Below are 15,839 nucleotides of genomic sequence, written 5' to 3'. Positions count from 1 at the left end.
GCAGGTCAGCGGCGGGCGGGCTCGCGGGGACCGGGGTCGCGGGGGGCCGGCGCCCGCCGGGCCGACCGGGTCGCCACGAGCAGCACCACGACGCCGAGCAGCAGCGCGCCGGCAACCCACGTGACCGTGTCCACGTCGCGCTCGGCGGCGATGTCTGCGGGGCCCGCGGGCGCGGCCGCGTCCTCGGCGACCGGGTCGCCGCCGGCGGTCCCGGAGCCCATGCCCGTCGGGGCCACCGAGGCCATCGTGGGCCCGACCCGCAGGTCGTCGACCCAGAGGCGGCCGCCCTCGTCGATCCGGGTGGCCCGGTAGAGCCCGAGCTTGAGGTAGTTGCCCTGGTCGAGCAGGGTGCCGTTCGGCGGGCGGTAGCCGTCGAGCACGTGGCGCCCGTCGCGCCAGACGTCGACGCTGCCGCGCTCGGGATCCTGGGAGAACGCGACGCGCATCGACACGTCGATGCGGTCGCCGCCGCGGATCGGGCCGAGGTCCTGGAGGTTCTCGCCCTCCGACGCGAGCGCCAGCCGGCCCTGCTTGACCTCGAGGGCCACCGGCGGCGAGCCCGAGTCACCGGTGTGGTGCCACTGCAGGACGACCTGCCAGTCCTCGGTGTCGGTCGGGAAGTCCTCGGCCAGGCCCGCGCGGTAGGTGTAGTACCAGACCTGGCCCTCGTACTGGTCGGGAACGCGCGGCTCGACCTCGGAGCGCTGGTCGCCGCCGTCGAGGCGGAACTCGAGCGCCTGGCGGCCCGGCGACGTGGGCGACGGGATCGCGCGCGGGGCGCCGTCCTGCTCGTTGTAGCCGTTGCGGTCGAAGGCGCCGAGCAGGTCACCGCTGGTGGGGAGCTCGAAGACCGGCCGGTCGTTCGCCGGCGGGGGCGCCGCGGCCGCCGCCGGAGCGGAGCCCAGCAGCGTGGGCAGGACGGCGAGCAGTGCCGTCACGACGGCGAGCAGAGGAGCGGGCACGCGACCGGTGCGGCGTCGCGGCGCCGGTCCGGGTATCGACCCGGGATCGGCGTCGTGGGGCATCGGGGGCGGCTCCTTCGCGGGCGGTCTGGCTGCCGGTCTGCGGGTGACCCGGACATTCCCGGCAGATCGTCGGTCCGTTCGCACGATACCGAGCCGACGGGCGCCGACCCCGGGGCCTCCGTCCGGGGGTCCGGCGGTGCCTCGTCATCCGGCCGGGTCGTGCTCGTCACCCGACGGCGACCGCCGACCCCGGTCGGTGCGTGCGTTCGGGGCACCGGCCCCCGTCCGGCAGGCACCCGGAGTGGGGCAGGATGACCGCCACGGTGGCGGGCGGTAGCCGCGCCGGGGTCCTCGACCGTGGGTGTGACCCGCACGGTCCAATCCTCGGTGGCGTCGGCGTGACCGTGGGGGGAGGCCGATCGTTGATCCCCGCGGCATCCGATGCGGGAAACGCACTCCGGGCGACCCGATCGAAATCGGGTGCGATGACGACGCAACCTCACCGTGACCCCGGGCGTCTCACGTCGAGCGGAAAGGTGTCCATGGCCGACGAGGTGCTGCGGGTGGGGGTGCCCACCCGTACGACCCACGACGGGGGCGACGTGACGAACGGACAAGCCAGGATCTCGGAGCAGGCCGGGCTGTCGCAGGAGGACGTCCAGGGCCGGGTGCCTGGCCGGGCCACGGCCCGGTTCGACGACCGGGGCTTCGACGACCGGAGCTTCGACGACCGGACGGGCCCACCGATCGGGCCGGCTCCCGTGGAGCCGTCGCCGGTGGTGCCGACCGAGCACGTCGGGCCGATCACCGGTCCGCCGTTCACGACGCCGACCGGCACCGGCACACCGACCGGTGACGACGGCGTGTTCGTGGAGCCCGCGCCCACCGCGCCCGGGTTCGTCCGCATCTGGGAGGACGAGGGCCCGGAGCAGCCGGGCAGCGTCGCCGTGGCCACGAGCTGGCAGCGCAAGTTCGCGCTCGCCGTGGCCGCCTCCGACCTCGCCACCCTCGCGGTCTGCGTCCTGCTCGGCGCGCTCGTCGGCTTCGGCGGGGGCGTGGGGCCGCAGGCCTCCGACCCGTGGGCGCTCGCCGGCGTCGTCGCGATCATGGTGCCGCTGGCGATCATCGCCTGCCGCGCGTGGGACCCGCGCACCCTCGGTCAGGGCGCCGAGGAGTGGAGCCGGCTGATCCGCGCGTTCGTCTCCGCGGCGATCGTGCTGGGCCTCGCCGGTCTCTCGGTCGAGCGTCTGGGCGTCCGCCCCTGGGTGTTCGGCGTGCTGCCGGTCGCGGGCCTCGCCGCGATGGCCGGGCGCTACATGCTGCGCCGCTGGCTGCACCAGGCCCGCAAGCGCGGCCGCGGGATGCTGCCGGTGCTCGCCGTCGGCACCGAGCAGGCCGTCCGCGACCTCGTCGAGCGCACCCGCCGCGTGCCGCACATGGGCTGGGTCGTCATCGCGGCCTGCACCCCGACCGGCCTGGGCGAGGAGGGGCAGGGCCACGTGGCCGGCGTCCCGGTCATCGGCGACCTCGACGACCTCTCCACCAGCGTGGGCACCGGGCGCTACGGCGTCGTCGCCGTCGCCCCGACGCCGGGCTGGAGCCCGAAGCGCCTGCACCGCCTCGCCTGGGACCTCGAGGGCACCGGCTCCGAGCTCGTCGTCGACCCGGGCCTCATGGAGGTCGCCGGGCCGCGCCTGCACGTCGCCCCCGTCGACGGCCTGCCGCTGCTGCGCCTCACCGAGCCGCGCCTGTCCGGCGTGCCGCGCGTGTTCAAGCTGATGTTCGACCGGGTCACGACGGCCGCGATCCTGATCCTGCTCGCGCCGGTGTTCGCGGTCATCGCGGTGATCGTCAAGATGGACGGCGGCCCGGTGTTCTACCGCCAGACCCGCGTCGGGCAGCGCGGCAAGACCTTCCGGATGATCAAGTTCCGGTCGATGGTCCCGGACGCGGACAAGCTGCGCGAGGACCTGCTCGCCGGCACCAACGACGGCTCCGGGCCGCTGTTCAAGCTGCGCAAGGACCCGCGCGTCACGCGGATCGGCCAACTGCTGCGCCGCTACTCGCTCGACGAGCTCCCGCAGCTGTTCAACGTCATCGGCGGCTCGATGTCGCTGGTCGGACCGCGTCCGCCGCTGCCCGGCGAGATCGACGCGTACACCGACGCCGCCAAGCGCAAGTTCCTCGTCCGTCCGGGCATGACCGGCCTCTGGCAGGTCAGCGGCCGCTCCGACCTGTCGTGGGAGGAGTCGGTCCGCCTGGACCTGCGGTACGTGGAGAACTGGTCGCCCGCGATGGACCTGGTGATCATGTGGAAGACGGTCTCCGCGGTGTTCCGCGGGGACGGTGCCTACTGAGACGGAAGCCTTGGACAACCCAGCCAGCAAGATCATCTGTCGCCTCTGTGGCTCGGCCGACCTGGCCGGCTTCGTCGACCTGGGCGCCACGCCGCCCTGTGAGCTGTTCCTCACCGCGGAGGCCCTCGAGGCGCCCGAGCCGACGTTCCCGCTCCACCCGCGGGTCTGCCGCTCGTGCCTGCTCGTGCAGCTGCCGCCCCTGATCGACCCGGACGAGACGTTCACCGAGTACGCGTACTTCTCGTCGTTCTCGACGTCCTGGGTCGAGCACGCGCGGCGGTTCGTCACGGCGGCGACCGAGCGGGCCGGCCTCACGAGCGACTCGCTGGTCGTCGAGGCGGCGAGCAACGACGGCTACCTGCTCCAGCACGTCGTCGCCGACGGGATGCGGGCGGTCGGCGTCGAGCCGAGCGCCAACGTCGGCGCGGCGGCCCGGGAGAAGGGCGTGCCGACGATCACGGCGTTCCTCTCGCCGGAGACCGGGGCGGCCGTCCGCGCCGAGCACGGTCCCGCGGCGCTCGTCGTGGCCAACAACGTCTACGCGCACATCCCCGACGTCGTGGGCTTCACGCAGGGCCTGCGCGCGATGGTGGCCGACGACGGCTGGGTGTCGATCGAGGTGCAGCACCTGCTGACCCTGATGCGCCACCGGCAGTTCGACACGATCTACCACGAGCACTTCCAGTACTACACGGTCGGCACCGCCCAGAAGGCGCTGCGCTCGGGCGGGCTCGAGCTCGTCGACGTCGAGCTGGTGCCCACCCACGGCGGGTCGATCCGGTGCTGGGCGCGGCCCACGGAGCTCGGGGCGGGCCCGTCGCAGGCCGTCGCCGACGTGCTGGCCGAGGAGGCCGCGGCGGGGCTGGAGACGGTCGAGGGGCACGCCGGGTTCGCCGGCGAGGTCTCGCGCATCCGCAACGACCTGGTGCGCTTCCTCATCGAGGCGGCCGACGCCGGGAAGGTCGTCGCCGGGTACGGCGCGCCGGGCAAGGGCAACACGCTGCTGAACTACTGCGGCATCCGCCCGGACCTGCTCGCGTACACCGTCGACCGCAACCCCTACAAGCACGGCCGCTACACGCCGGGCACGCGGATCCCGATCCACCCGCCGGAGCGGATCGACGCCGACCGGCCCGACTACGTGCTCGTGCTGCCGTGGAACCTGCGCGAGGAGATCACCGCGCAGCTCGCCCACGTGGCCGACTGGGGCGGGAAGCTCGTCTACCCCATCCCCTCGCTGCAGGTGGTCGAGCCGGGCTCTGGCAAGGTGGTGGACCCGTGAAGGTCGTCCTCTTCTGCGGTGGCTACGGCATGCGGATGCGCAACGGCGATTCCGATGCCCCGAAGCCCATGCAGATGGTCGGGCCACGCCCGCTCATCTGGCACGTCATGCGCTACTACGCGCACTACGGGCACAAGGAGTTCATCCTGTGCCTGGGCTACGGAGCCCACCACGTCAAGAACTACTTCCTCGACTACCACGAGACCGAGTCGAACGACTTCGTCATGCGCCACGGCGAGGTCGAGCTGCAGGGCTCGGACATCGCCGACTGGACGATCCACTTCGTCCACACCGGCCTGGAGTCGCCGATCGGGGAGCGCCTGCGCCGCGTGCGCCACCTCGTCGAGGACGAGGAGATCTTCCTCGCCAACTACGCCGACGTGCTCACCGACGCCCCGATCGACGACATGATCGAGCGCTTCCGCGGCTCGGACGCCACGGCGTCGCTGCTCGCCGTCCCGCCGCAGGCGGTGTTCCACATCGTGGACATCGACCCGAGCGAGCGGGTCAACTCGATCTACCCGGTCACCGACATGCGGATCCGCGAGAACGGCGGGTACTTCGCGCTGCGGCCCGAGGCGATCGACTACATCCCGGAGAACGGCGACCTCGTCGGCGACGCCTGCACCTCGCTGGCCAAGGAGGGCAAGCTGCTCTCCTACACCTACGACGGGTTCTGGCAGCCGGCGGACACCCTCAAGGAGCGCAACGCCCTCGAGGCCGCCTACCGGGCCGGGACCCGGCCGTGGATGGTGTGGGAGCGCGAGCCCGAGCGCGCGCCGCTGGAGGGCCTCGTCGACGAGGCCCTCGGCCGCTGAGCCGTGCGCGCGCTGCTCCCCGAGAGCCTCGACGAGCTGGTCCTGCTCGCCGCGCACTGCGACGACATCCCGATCGGCGCGGGCGGCACCGTGCTGACGCTGTGCCGCGCGCATCCGGGTCTCCGGGTGCGCGTGCTCGTGCTCTCCGGCGGCGGGACGCCGCGAGAGGCCGAGGAGCGCGCCGCGCTGGCGGCGTTCTGCCCCGGCGCCGACCTCGCGGTCACCGTCCTCGACATGCCCGACGGCCGGCTCCCGACGCACTGGGAGTGGGCCAAGGAGGCGCTCGAGGCGTTCCGGCGCACGTGCGAGCCCGACCTCGTCCTGGCCGGGCACCGGGGTGACGACCACCAGGACCACCGCGAGCTCGCCAAGCTCGTGCCGACGGTCTTCCGCGACCACCTCACGCTCGGCTACGAGATCCTCAAGGCCGAGCCGGACCTCGCGCAGCCGCCGCTGCTGTGGCCGCTGGATCCCGACGTCGTCGCCGACAAGGTCCGGCTGCTGCACGAGCACTACCCGTCACAGGTGGCCCGCGCCTGGTTCGACGAGGAGACGTTCCGGGGGCTCGCGCGCGTGCGCGGCGTGCAGGCCGGCGTGCGCTACGCGGAGGGGTTCCACCTGACGCGGGCGCGCCTCGGCGGCCCCGTACGGTCGGGCTGACGTCCCGAGCACCACACGAAGGAGTGACCGCCGCGATGCGCGTCCTGCTCACCGGCCACCAGGGCTACCTCGGCACCCTCATGGCGCCGCAGCTCACGCAGGCGGGGCACGAGGTCACCGGCCTCGACTCCGGCCTCTACGCCGACTGCGTGCTCGGCGAGCTGCCCGCGCCCGAGCCCCCGGCGCTGGCCGTCGACCTGCGCGACGTCACCGCCGAGCAGCTCGCCGGGTTCGACGCCGTCGTGCACCTCGCGGCGCTGTCGAACGACCCGCTCGGCGCCCTGGCGCCCCAGCACACCTACGACATCAACCACCACGCCTCCACGCGCCTCGCGCGGCTGGCGAAGGAGGCCGGGGTCGGGCGCTTCGTCTACGCCTCGACCTGCTCGGTGTACGGCGCGTCGGGCACCGAGGACGTGCTCGACGAGGAGGCGCCGATGAAGCCGGTGACCCCCTACGCCGAGTCGAAGGTGCGCGTCGAGGCCGACCTCGTCGACATGGCCGACGCCGACTTCGTCCCCGTGTCGATGCGCAACGCCACCGCGTTCGGGTTCTCGCCGCGGCTGCGCGCCGACATCGTGCTGAACAACCTCGTCGGCCACGCGCTGCTGTCGAACCGCATCCTCGTCATGAGCGACGGCACGCCCTGGCGCCCGCTGGCCCACGCCCGCGACATCGGCGCCGCGGTCGTCGCCGCGCTCGCGGCGCCGGCGGACACGGTGCGCGCGCAGGCGTTCAACGTGGGCTCGACGGAGAACAACGTGCAGGTGCGCGACATCGCCGACGCGGTGAAGGTCGCGGTGCCCGAGGCCGAGCTGGTCATCACCGGCGAGACCGGCGGCGACCCGCGCTCCTACCGCGTCGACTTCACGAAGATCGGCAAGTTCCTGCCCGACTTCCGCCCCGCGTGGTCGGTGGCCGACGGCGCCGAGGAGCTCATCCGCGAGTACCGCTCCCGCGGCCTGACGCAGGAGGCCTTCGACCGGCGCTTCACCCGCCTCGCGGTGCTGAAGAGCCGCCAGGAGGCCGGCACCCTCGACTCCTCCCTGCGCCCCAGCTGACCCCTACGTGCGTGATCTTCTGAGCGATCGAGCTCAGCAGATCACGCACGTAGCTGGGCGACCAGGGACTTCCAGGAGCCGGCGGTGCGGTCGCGCTCGGAGATCGCGGTGACCGGCTGCGGCCAGGTGATCGCGAGGTCCGGGTCGTCGTGGGCCACGGCCACGTCCTCGCCGGGCGCGTGCGGGCGGTCGATCCGGTAGCAGACGTCGGCGACCTCGGTGAGCGCCTGGAAGCCGTGCAGCAGCCCCGGCGGCACCCAGAGGTGGTGGAAGTCCTCGTCGTCGAGGCGGAAGCTCTCCACCCGCCCGAACGTCGGCGAGTCCGGCCGGGCGTCGACGAGGACGTCGAGCACCGCCCCGTGCGCCACGCGGACCAGCTTGGCCTCGCCCCGCCCGCCGCGGCCGTGCATGCCGCGGATCGTGCCCTGCCGGGAGCGCGACTGGCTGTCCTGCGCCTGCGGGCCCAGGTCGATGCCGTGCTCCGCGGCGATCGCCGTGTCGAACGTGCGGGTGAACAGCCCCCGGTCGTCGCGGTGCGGCGTGGGGACGAGCACCCGCACACCCTCGATGCCTGCCGTGCGAACCTCCACCCGACGAACCCTGCCATCCCCGTCCGCGCCGACCGCGAGAGGATCCCGTCCGTGGATTCCCGTCCGACCGACCCCTGCCGCTGGTGCGGCGCCACGGACGGCACCGTCGTCCTCGATCTCGGTGACCAGCCCGCCGCCGACCACTTCCCGGCCGCCGACGACCCCGGCCCCGACCCGGTGCACCCGCTGCGGATGTGGCTGTGCGGCACGTGTGGGCTCGCGCAGCTCGCCGAGGACCCCACGACCCCGGAGGAGCCCCGCGGGGCCGAGCCGGACGCCCTGGTGGCGCAGGCGCGGGACGCGGTGGCGCGGGTCGAGGCGGCCGGGCTGCTGCAGGCCGCGACCGGTGGGGGCGGTGGCACGGTGACGGAGTTCGGCAGCCCGCACGGCGGCTCGTGGCTCGGCATGCTCGGCGCGACCGGGCTGGCGGAGGCCTCGGACGGGCCCGCGGACGTCGTCGTCGACTGCTTCGGGCTCATGCACGCCCCCGACCAGCGGGCCGGGCTCGCCGAGCGGGCCGCCGCCACCGCGCCCGGGGGCGTGCTGCTGCTCCAGTTCCACACGCTGGCCGCGATCGTCGCCGACGGCGGCTGGAACGCCCTGCGCCACGGCCACTACGCCTACTACGCGACGCCCGTGCTCGCGCGGATGCTCGACGAGATCGGCTTCGAGGTCACGCACGCGTTCCTCTTCGACCTCTACGGGGGGACGGTGCTCGTCGCCGCCCGGCGCCACGGCGTCGACGGCCCGCGCGACCCCGCCGCGGTGACGTCGCTGATCGAGCGTGAGACCGCGCTCGGGGTCACCGACCCGGCGGTCGTCGCCGGCCTGGAGGAGGCCGCCCGGCGCAGCGCCGAGGAGCTGCACGCCCACCTCGTCGCGTCCCGCGAGAAGCAGCACGGCGTGCTGGGCTACGCGGCGGCGTCCCGCGCGGTGCCGCTGCTCAACCGCGCCGGCATCGGCCCCGACCTCCTGCCCGCCGTCGCCGACGGCGCGCCGGCCAAGCACGGGCGGCGCTTCCCCGGCGTCGGGATCCCGATCGTGGCCCCGGACGAGGTCGTCGCGCGCCGGCCGGACGAGGTCGTGCTCTTCGTCACCGACATGCTCGGTGAGATGCGCCGCCGCATCCCCGAGGTGGAGGCCGGCGGCGGCCACTGGGTGATCGTCGACCCGACCGTGCGCACGGTGGCGCCCGCCTGAGCCTCGTCGGTGCGCCGGGCCTCAGCGCCCGGCGTGCCGCGGACTCGCCGTGACCAGGTCCGCCCAGCGGCGCCCGACGGCGTCCCAGCGGTAGTGCTCCTCGACCAGCCGGTGGGCCCCGGCGCGCAGCTCGTCGGCCAGCTCGGGGTCCTTGAGCACCGTGCGGATCGCGTCGGCGAACGCGCCGGGCCCCTCGGCGGTCATCAGCGAGACGCCGTCGCGGACCTCGGGCAGCGCCTCGACGCCGAGCCGCGTCGACACGACCACGACGCCCATCCCGAACGCCTCGAGCACCTTGTTCTTCAGCCCGCTGCCGGTGCGCATCGGGTTGATCATCACGGGGTACGGGGCGACGGCCGTGCGCAGGTCCTCGACGTAGCCGGTGAGGACGATCAGCGGCTCGTGCTCCGCGAGCTGGGCGAGCCACGATGGGGCGTTGGGCCCGACGACGCAGAGCTCGACGCCGGCGTCGCGCAGGTGCGGCTCCCAGATCTCGTTGAGGAAGAACCAGAGCGCGTCGCGGTTGGGCGCGAAGCCGAGGTTGCCCCAGAACACGACGCCGTGGCGGGCGCCGGGCTCGGGCAGCGGGGTGAGGAACGCGTCGTCGACGCCGTTGGGGATCGTGCGCACGACCCCGCGGCTGCCGTGGAGGCGCTCGATGGCGCGGGTGTCGGGCTCGCTGATGGTGACGACGACGTCGAACCGGTCGGGCAGGCTGCCCTCGGTGGCCCGCTTGCGCCGCAGCGCGAGGCGGTCCTTCCAGAGCTGCAGCCCGCGCGAGGGGTGCGCGCTGCCGGAGAGGGCGCGCTCGGCGGTGAGCACGCCGCTGTCGCAGACGTCGAGGACGGTGGTGACGCCCTCGAGGGTGACGGCGAGCTCGGCCAGCGCGACGCCGAACACGACGACGTGCGTGATCTCCTTCTCGGCCACGATCTCGCGCAGCCGGTCGCGGGCCTCGGCGAACCGGCCGGGCCGCGAGAGCTGCATGTAGTGGTCGTTGGACGCCCGCAGGTAGCGCCGCGGACGCTCGCGCCCGGGCGGGAACGCCGCGAGCACCTCGATCGAGGCGAACAGCGGGTCGACGGCGATGCCCACCGGCCCGTCGGTCTCCTCCTCGAGCGGGATGACGACGAGGTGGGACTCCCCGGGCAGGTGGGCGCACAGGTGGGCGACGCGCAGGTCGTAGCCACTCTGCCGCGACGCGATGCGCCGCGACGCCAGGACGAGAATCCTCATCGCACCGTCCGGTGCCGCGACCAGCGCGCACGCCAGTCGCGGGAGCGCAGCGCCTTGACGCGGGCCTGCACGCCGCGCTTGAGCGGGTGCACGGCGCCGAGCGCGCGCGGGGCGACCCGCAGGGCGAGCACCAGGGCGCCGGTGCGCGCGGTCGGGCGCTGCTCGTGGGCCTCGGTGACGTGCCGGCGCGCGGCGTGGGGGTCCCCCTGCGAGAACGCGACCCGCGCGCGCCGGATCGCCTGCTGGTAGCGCAGGCGGCCCAGGACGCGGTCGAGGGAGGCGCGGGCCTCGGGGTCCCCGTGCTGGGAGGCCTCCTCGGCGGCCCGGCGCAGCACGGTCTCGCGCTGGCGCTCGAACTCCTCGCTGTGCTCGGCGTCCACCGGGCGGCTCTCCGAGCCCGCCTCCATGCGGAACAGGCCCAGCTTGTCGCCGATCATCCGGACGTCGTGGCCGGCGAGGATCGCGCGCAGCCAGAACTCCAGGTCGTGCACGAGCGGGGCGTCGGTCTCGAAGCCCATGCCGCCGAGCGCGTCCCACACGTCCCGGCGGATCGGGGCGCAGTAGTACGGGCAGGGGCCGTCGACGACGTCCGCGACGCGCAGCCGCACCGCGCCCTCGGGGGCCTCGGCGAGCCCGGCCGCCTGCAGGTAGGTGCGGGCCAGCGGCTGCTGCCCCGGGTCGGTGAACTGCACGGCGTCGCACGTGACCGCGGCGACCGTCGGCTCGGCGTCGAGCACCGCGCCCGTGCGCGCGACGAACTCCGGGGTGATCGCGTCGTCGGCGTTGAGCACCACCAGGTACCGCCCGGTCGCGACCTCGGCCGCCGCGCGCACCCCGCCCACGGCGCCCTTGTTCTCCTGGCGCACGAGGCGGATGCGGGGGTCGGCGAGGTGGGCCTGTGCGACCGCGGCGACGGCGTCGTCGTTGCCGTTGTCGACGACGACGAGCTCCCAGTCGCCCCGCGTCTGCGCGAGCACCGCGTCGATCGTCCGGCCCAGGGTGTCCTCGGCGCGGTACGCGGTCGTGAGGAAGCTGAACGCAGGCCGCTCTCCCGGCAGGCCGGCGCCGTCGGAGCTGGTGGTCACCCCCCGAACGCTACCGCCGAGGGGTTTTCGCCCGATCGGCCGCCCGGGGCCCGGGAAGGACCACGGTGTCGCACCGTGATCCACGTTCCGGTGACGACGGTGCCTCGAACGTGTCCGGCGGGCCGTCCTACCCCTAAATCACGCCTGCCACAGCCGCCTCATCGTGCCCTCCAGCCTCATCTGCCCGTGTAATTGTGGTCAGTGGCGACGAGTGGTCGTCTAGATGCGACGAACGGACGGCATCACTGCTCCGTCTGCGACGAGCGGTGAGGGCCCGACGGTCGACGGTCTGGAGGGGTACGCGTGAAGAACGGCACCGGCGTCTCGTCACGAGGCGGAAGGCGACGAGGGGGCCGCATGGTGGCGGCGCTGGCACTCGCGTTGTCGGTCTCGGCGACGGAGGCGGCCGCGTGGGCATCCGAGCCCACACCGCCGACTGACCCGAACGGCCCCTCGGCGGGGGTCGAGGCCGAGGTGGACGTCGGCGGGGTCGGGGCCGGCGTCAGCGTCGGCAACGGCGGCGGGGAGTTCGCGAGCACCCGCGGCGGTGTCACCGTCGGCGGCAACCAGGTCTTCCTCGGCGATTGGGAGACCGGCGACTTCAGCCAGTGGGGCGTCTGCCAGTCGAAGCTGGTCAACGGCGGCTGCGGCGGGGTGGGCCGCGGCAACGCGAACATGACGATCACCGACGCCCCGGACGTGCGGCAGGGGCAGCACGCCGCGCGGTTCACGGTGAAGCCCGGCGACGTCCCGAACTTCGGCGGCGGCGAGCGCAGCGAGGTGCAGTCGAGCGCGCCCGGCGCGCTGGTGCACGAGGGCGACGAGCGCTGGTACGAGTGGTCGGTCCAGTACCCGCAGGACATGCCGGACGTGAAGGGCCGCTTCTTCATCATCCTGCAGTGGCACAGCGCGGAGGGCTCGCCGCCGCTGGCCATCGACCTCAGCAAGGGCACGGTCGACATCGGCGGTGACGGCGTGCGCTCGGCACCGCGGCGCACGATCGGCCCGATCCGCCGCGGCGAGTGGGTCGACTACGTGCTGCACGTGAAGTTCTCGCAGAACAAGGACGCCGGGTTCGTCGAGGCGTGGGAGAACGGCCGCCAGACCGTGCAGCGCACCAACCGCGCGACCATGGTCGACGGCGAGAACTACCTCAAGCAGGGCATCTACCGCAGCACCAGCTCCAGCGGCACGGTCAACCTGACCATGGACGGGCTCCGGGTGACGGCGCCGTGAGGGGCGCACGCCTGCTGGCGACCGCGATGCTCGCCGTCGTCGGGGTCCTCGGGGGCCCGGCGCTGGGGGCTCCTGTCGGCCAGGCTGCCGAGCCGGGCGGGACCGGGCCGACGCGGGACCTCTACCGCCAGCCGTTCTCGTGGGACTCCCCGTGGAACCTGCCGCTGTCGACCCAAGCGCGCTACGTGCCGTTCGACAGTGGCGTCGGTGAGGTCTACCTCGACATCGAGGACATCTCGGTGGATCCGTCGTTCCCGGTGAAGACCCTGGACGCGGCCGGGCGCGAGGTGAAGGTGCACACCGACCCGGAGCTCACCGCCGACGGCTCGTGGAACCACTGCTCGACGTTCCTCGTCGACGACGGCACGCGGCAGACGGTGATCCAGGGCCAGCCGCTCAAGCTCGACGCCGGCGGCGACCCGTCCTACGAGCACGGCTGGGACGAGGTGTCGCTGACCTCCGACGGGCTGCCCGGCTGCCACGGCGGCTCGGGGCTCTCGGGGCTCGGCGGCAGCGTCCGCGTCGGCGAGGTGTCCGGCGAGGCGCCGATCGCGCACGCGCTGAAGATCAGCCTGAACTGCAAGCGCTCCTGCAGCACGTCCGAGGAAGGCCACCGGTGGCCGGCGACCAAGGCCGACGGCTACTACGAGGAGGAGTACGGCGGCTCGGCGCCCGGCGTGAAGATGGGCTCGCTGATGGCGGTCCCGCCCGACGCCGACCTGTCCGGGATCACCGACCCCGACGTCAAGAAGATCGCCCAGGCCATGCAGACCTACGGCGCGTACGTCGTCGACGACACCTCGGGCGAGACGACCAACTCGCTGTCGGTGCAGGCCGGCGCCGAGAAGGAGCTCCCGAACATCGGGTCCGACCAGATGCGCGAGCTCTTCGCCCAGCTCGACCTCGTCGACAACAACGCCCCGGGCTCGCCGGGCGGGGGCCCGCTCGGCGGCCCGCGTCGCGCGCCGTGCGCCGGGCCGTTCGCCGACGGGACGGGCGGCGCGCCGCCGGCGTGCGGCGCGGTGTAGCGCGCTCGCGTGACGTGGAGCGAGGGCGTCCCCGGCTGCGTGGCAGGCAGCGAGGGCGTCCCTCGCTCCACACGACGGGCGGGGCGGCGGTTCCTGGGTAGCAGGGGGCCTCAGGAACCGTCGCCGTGCTCGTCGCCGTCCGTCGGCGGCGTGCGCCGGCCCTGGCGGCGGGTCACGACGGAGACGAGGCGGCTCCTGCCCCCGTTGCTGCCGTTGCCGTTGCTCCCGTTGCCGTTCCCGTTCGGCGGGTGCTCCGGGGTCGCCGCCACCGCGGTCGTCGGGGCGTCGAGCGAGGAGACCGGGTCGAGGGCCGTCGTCGGCGGGTCGAGCAGGGGCCCGTGCGGCGGCGGGGTGGGGCCCGCCGGCCGGGCCGGCACCGGCGGCCGCGGTGGTCCGGCCGGCGCGGCGGGGCGGCGGGGCACCTGGGTGGTCGCGACGTCGTCGGCGAAGAAGGGCAGCGCGAGCACGACGGTCGGGGCGTCGAGCAGGTCGCGCCGCCAGCCGACGGGCTCGTCCTCGGGCTCCGGCTCGGCGGCCTCGGCGCCCTGGTCCTCGTCGTCCCCGCCCGACCGGCGCTTGCGCACCGCCGAGAGGATCTCGCGCAGGGCGCTCGGGTCGATGAGGTAGAGGATTCCCGCGAAGAGGCCCAGCAGCAGGAGCGTCTCGCCGGCGAGGGCGAGCAGGCCCAGTAGGATCGGCAGCTGGTCGGAGTGGACCACCGTGTGCTCGAGGAACCCGACGGCCACCCCGGCGATCGCCGCCGCGACCAGTGCCGGCACCAGCACGCGGAAGAGCTCGCGCCACGACACCTTCGCGAGGTCCCGCGCGAGCACGAGGCTGACGAACCCGCCGAGCACGGCGTCGATCGAGACGGCGATGCCGACGCCGACCAGCCCGTAGGGCAGCAGCAGGAGGAGGCCGCCGACGCCGACCACGATCGACAGCCCCGTGATGACGTGGATGCGGCGGCTCTTGCCCGCGCCCTTGATCGACTCCATGCCGATCGCGCTCATCGCGGCGCCGGGCCCGTAGCCCGCCATCGCCGCGACGAACAGGCCTGCTGGGCGCCACTCCTCGCCGAGCAGCACGACGATCATCGGCTGGCCCAGCGCGATGAGCATGGCGGAGAACGGCATCGTCGCGGTCCACAGCGCCCGCAGGCTGCGCAGGAACCCGTCGTGGAAGCGCTTCGCGTCCGAGGCGATGCGCGAGAACGCCGGGAAGAGCACGTACGACGCGACCTGGATGATGGCCGTGCCGGGCAGGACGCCGATGCGCCGGCCGTAGCGGTACTGACCGAGGGCGCCGACGTCGAGCGTGCGGCCGATGAGGCCCTGCTGGACGAGGTCGCGGGACCGGTCGGTGAGGTTGGAGACGATCAGCGGGAACGAGAAGTTCGCCAGCTCGCGCCAGATGCGGTAGCTCGGCCGGGTCTTGCCAGGGCGCCACTTGCACATCACCCAGCAGGAGATGAGCGTCGCGAGCTGCGAGGCGTAGAGGCCGATGACCATGCCCCAGACGCCGAACCCGGCGAACGCGAGCGTGACCGTGACGACCGCGAACGACCCCGCGGTCAGCGGGTCGACGACCAGGCGGCGCTTGAAGTTGAAGCGCCGCTGCAGCAGCGCCTCGGGCACGTTGACCAGCGAGTGGATCAGCAGCGTGCCGCACGTGGCCGCGCAGACGAGGCCGACCATCTCGTCGTTGTCGAAGAACAGCGTCATCAGCGGCGACGCGGCGAGCGTGAGGCCGGCCATGATCACGCCGGTGAACAGGCTCGCCCAGAAGGCCGTCTCGGTGGCCTTCTCGACGTCCTCCTCGCGCTGGATCAGCGCCGCGCGCATGCCGCCGTCGGCGATGGTCACCGCGAAGTTCGCGAACAGCGTCCCGGCCGTGAAGACACCGATCTCCTCGACCGTCAGCAGGCGGGCGACGAAGACCGTCTGGATCAGCGAGATCAGCTGGGTGAAGATCAGCGCGACCGCGGCGAACTGCGCGCCGCGGCGCAGCCGGCTCCCGAGCCCCTGCAGTGAGGGGTTGTGCTCGTCCGGGGCCTCCTCCTGCGGGGAGGCGCCGCCCTCGAACGGCGGATCGACCTCGGTCTCGGGCATGGCCTGCCCGACGCCGGGCTCGGCGTGGTCGTGGGGGCGAGGACGGGAGGGGTCGGGGGAGCCGTGCGGGCGACCCTGTCCGGGCCCGTCGCTCTCCGGAGGCTGCGTCATCGACCCGTCATCGCTGCGGTGGCCGGCGGCGGTGTCCGGAACCGGACGACCCCGCGGCGTCGCGCCCCGGATGGGCGCGACGATTCATCGTATCGGGGA

At 73.9% G+C, this 15,839-nt stretch carries 13 protein-coding genes; 8 read left to right on the top strand and 5 right to left on the bottom strand.

The window, feature by feature from the left end; translation table 11 throughout:
• Nucleotides 1-5: 5 nt before the first annotated feature.
• On the bottom strand, nucleotides 6-962 hold the full coding sequence (locus tag EV188_RS27170; RefSeq protein WP_208114389.1) for a polysaccharide lyase family 20 protein: 957 nt from the start codon (nucleotides 960-962) through the stop codon (nucleotides 6-8).
• A gap of 545 nt (nucleotides 963-1,507) precedes the next feature.
• Between EV188_RS27170 and EV188_RS27165 the strand changes: the two genes are divergently transcribed.
• From EV188_RS27165 to EV188_RS27145, 5 genes are read left to right on the top strand one after another with little or no spacing between them, the layout of a single operon-like run.
• The gene (locus EV188_RS27165) at nucleotides 1,508-3,322 is read left to right on the top strand and encodes a sugar transferase (protein ID WP_243742029.1); all 1,815 of its coding nucleotides are present in this window, start codon (nucleotides 1,508-1,510) and stop codon (nucleotides 3,320-3,322) included.
• A 10-nt stretch (nucleotides 3,323-3,332) separates the two neighbouring features.
• Nucleotides 3,333-4,604, top strand: a complete 1,272-nt coding sequence (locus EV188_RS27160) for a class I SAM-dependent methyltransferase (RefSeq protein ID WP_243742028.1) — start codon at nucleotides 3,333-3,335, stop codon at nucleotides 4,602-4,604.
• Nucleotides 4,601-5,422, top strand: coding sequence for a glycosyltransferase family protein (locus tag EV188_RS27155; RefSeq protein ID WP_133829460.1), 822 nt, complete (start codon nucleotides 4,601-4,603; stop codon nucleotides 5,420-5,422). Before EV188_RS27160 ends, EV188_RS27155 begins: the two co-directional genes overlap by 4 nt.
• 3 nt (nucleotides 5,423-5,425) lie before the next feature.
• Nucleotides 5,426-6,082 (top strand): PIG-L deacetylase family protein, encoded by a 657-nt coding sequence (locus tag EV188_RS27150; protein WP_133829459.1) that lies wholly within the window; start codon nucleotides 5,426-5,428, stop codon nucleotides 6,080-6,082.
• 35 nt (nucleotides 6,083-6,117) lie between these two features.
• On the top strand, nucleotides 6,118-7,143 hold the full coding sequence (locus EV188_RS27145; protein ID WP_133829458.1) for an NAD-dependent epimerase/dehydratase family protein: 1,026 nt from the start codon (nucleotides 6,118-6,120) through the stop codon (nucleotides 7,141-7,143).
• 41 nt (nucleotides 7,144-7,184) lie between these two features.
• Here the strand turns inward: EV188_RS27145 and EV188_RS27140 are convergent, their stop codons facing one another.
• Nucleotides 7,185-7,733 carry a dTDP-4-dehydrorhamnose 3,5-epimerase family protein gene (locus EV188_RS27140; protein WP_133829457.1) on the bottom strand — a complete coding sequence of 183 codons (549 nt, stop codon included), beginning with the start codon at nucleotides 7,731-7,733 and terminating at the stop codon, nucleotides 7,185-7,187.
• Between the two features lie 51 nt (nucleotides 7,734-7,784).
• Here EV188_RS27140 and EV188_RS27135 point away from each other — a divergent pair, with 51 nt between their 5' ends.
• Nucleotides 7,785-8,933, top strand: coding sequence for a class I SAM-dependent methyltransferase (locus EV188_RS27135; protein ID WP_133829456.1), 1,149 nt, complete (start codon nucleotides 7,785-7,787; stop codon nucleotides 8,931-8,933).
• 21 nt (nucleotides 8,934-8,954) lie between these two features.
• Here EV188_RS27135 and EV188_RS27130 read toward each other — a convergent pair whose 3' ends face one another.
• Both EV188_RS27130 and EV188_RS27125 read right to left on the bottom strand, forming a co-directional pair.
• A complete protein-coding gene (locus tag EV188_RS27130; RefSeq protein ID WP_133829455.1) occupies nucleotides 8,955-10,169 on the bottom strand; it encodes a glycosyltransferase family 4 protein in 1,215 nt (404 codons plus the stop codon).
• Nucleotides 10,166-11,254, bottom strand: coding sequence for a glycosyltransferase family 2 protein (locus tag EV188_RS27125; protein WP_166660114.1), 1,089 nt, complete (start codon nucleotides 11,252-11,254; stop codon nucleotides 10,166-10,168). Before EV188_RS27125 ends, EV188_RS27130 begins: the two co-directional genes overlap by 4 nt.
• Before the next feature lie 474 nt (nucleotides 11,255-11,728).
• Between EV188_RS27125 and EV188_RS27120 the strand changes: the two genes are divergently transcribed.
• Together EV188_RS27120 and EV188_RS27115 are read left to right on the top strand one after the other, a co-directional pair.
• Nucleotides 11,729-12,490 (top strand): polysaccharide lyase family 20 protein, encoded by a 762-nt coding sequence (locus EV188_RS27120; protein WP_133829453.1) that lies wholly within the window; start codon nucleotides 11,729-11,731, stop codon nucleotides 12,488-12,490.
• Nucleotides 12,487-13,518, top strand: a complete 1,032-nt coding sequence (locus EV188_RS27115; protein WP_133829452.1) for a hypothetical protein — start codon at nucleotides 12,487-12,489, stop codon at nucleotides 13,516-13,518. Before EV188_RS27120 ends, EV188_RS27115 begins: the two co-directional genes overlap by 4 nt.
• A gap of 110 nt (nucleotides 13,519-13,628) precedes the next feature.
• On the opposite strand, the gene EV188_RS27110 is transcribed toward EV188_RS27115, so the two are convergent.
• Entirely contained in the window at nucleotides 13,629-15,740 is a 2,112-nt protein-coding gene (locus EV188_RS27110; RefSeq protein WP_133829451.1) for a lipopolysaccharide biosynthesis protein, read from the bottom strand.
• Nucleotides 15,741-15,839: the final 99 nt, after the last annotated feature.

This window comes from Actinomycetospora succinea (assembly GCF_004363095.1).
GTDB lineage: Bacteria > Actinomycetota > Actinomycetes > Mycobacteriales > Pseudonocardiaceae > Actinomycetospora > Actinomycetospora succinea.
The sequence above is the reverse complement of the archived record's forward strand: the minus strand, read 5'-3'. Positions and strand labels throughout refer to the sequence as shown.

Coding starts and splice junctions, on each gene's coding strand:
- EV188_RS27165 (WP_243742029.1), top strand. CDS start 1,508: ATGGCCGACGAGGTGCTGCGGGTGGGGGTGCCCACCCGTACGACCCAC.
- EV188_RS27145 (WP_133829458.1), top strand. CDS start 6,118: ATGCGCGTCCTGCTCACCGGCCACCAGGGCTACCTCGGCACCCTCATG.
- EV188_RS27130 (WP_133829455.1), bottom strand. CDS start 10,169: ATGAGGATTCTCGTCCTGGCGTCGCGGCGCATCGCGTCGCGGCAGAGT.
- EV188_RS27110 (WP_133829451.1), bottom strand. CDS start 15,740: ATGACGCAGCCTCCGGAGAGCGACGGGCCCGGACAGGGTCGCCCGCAC.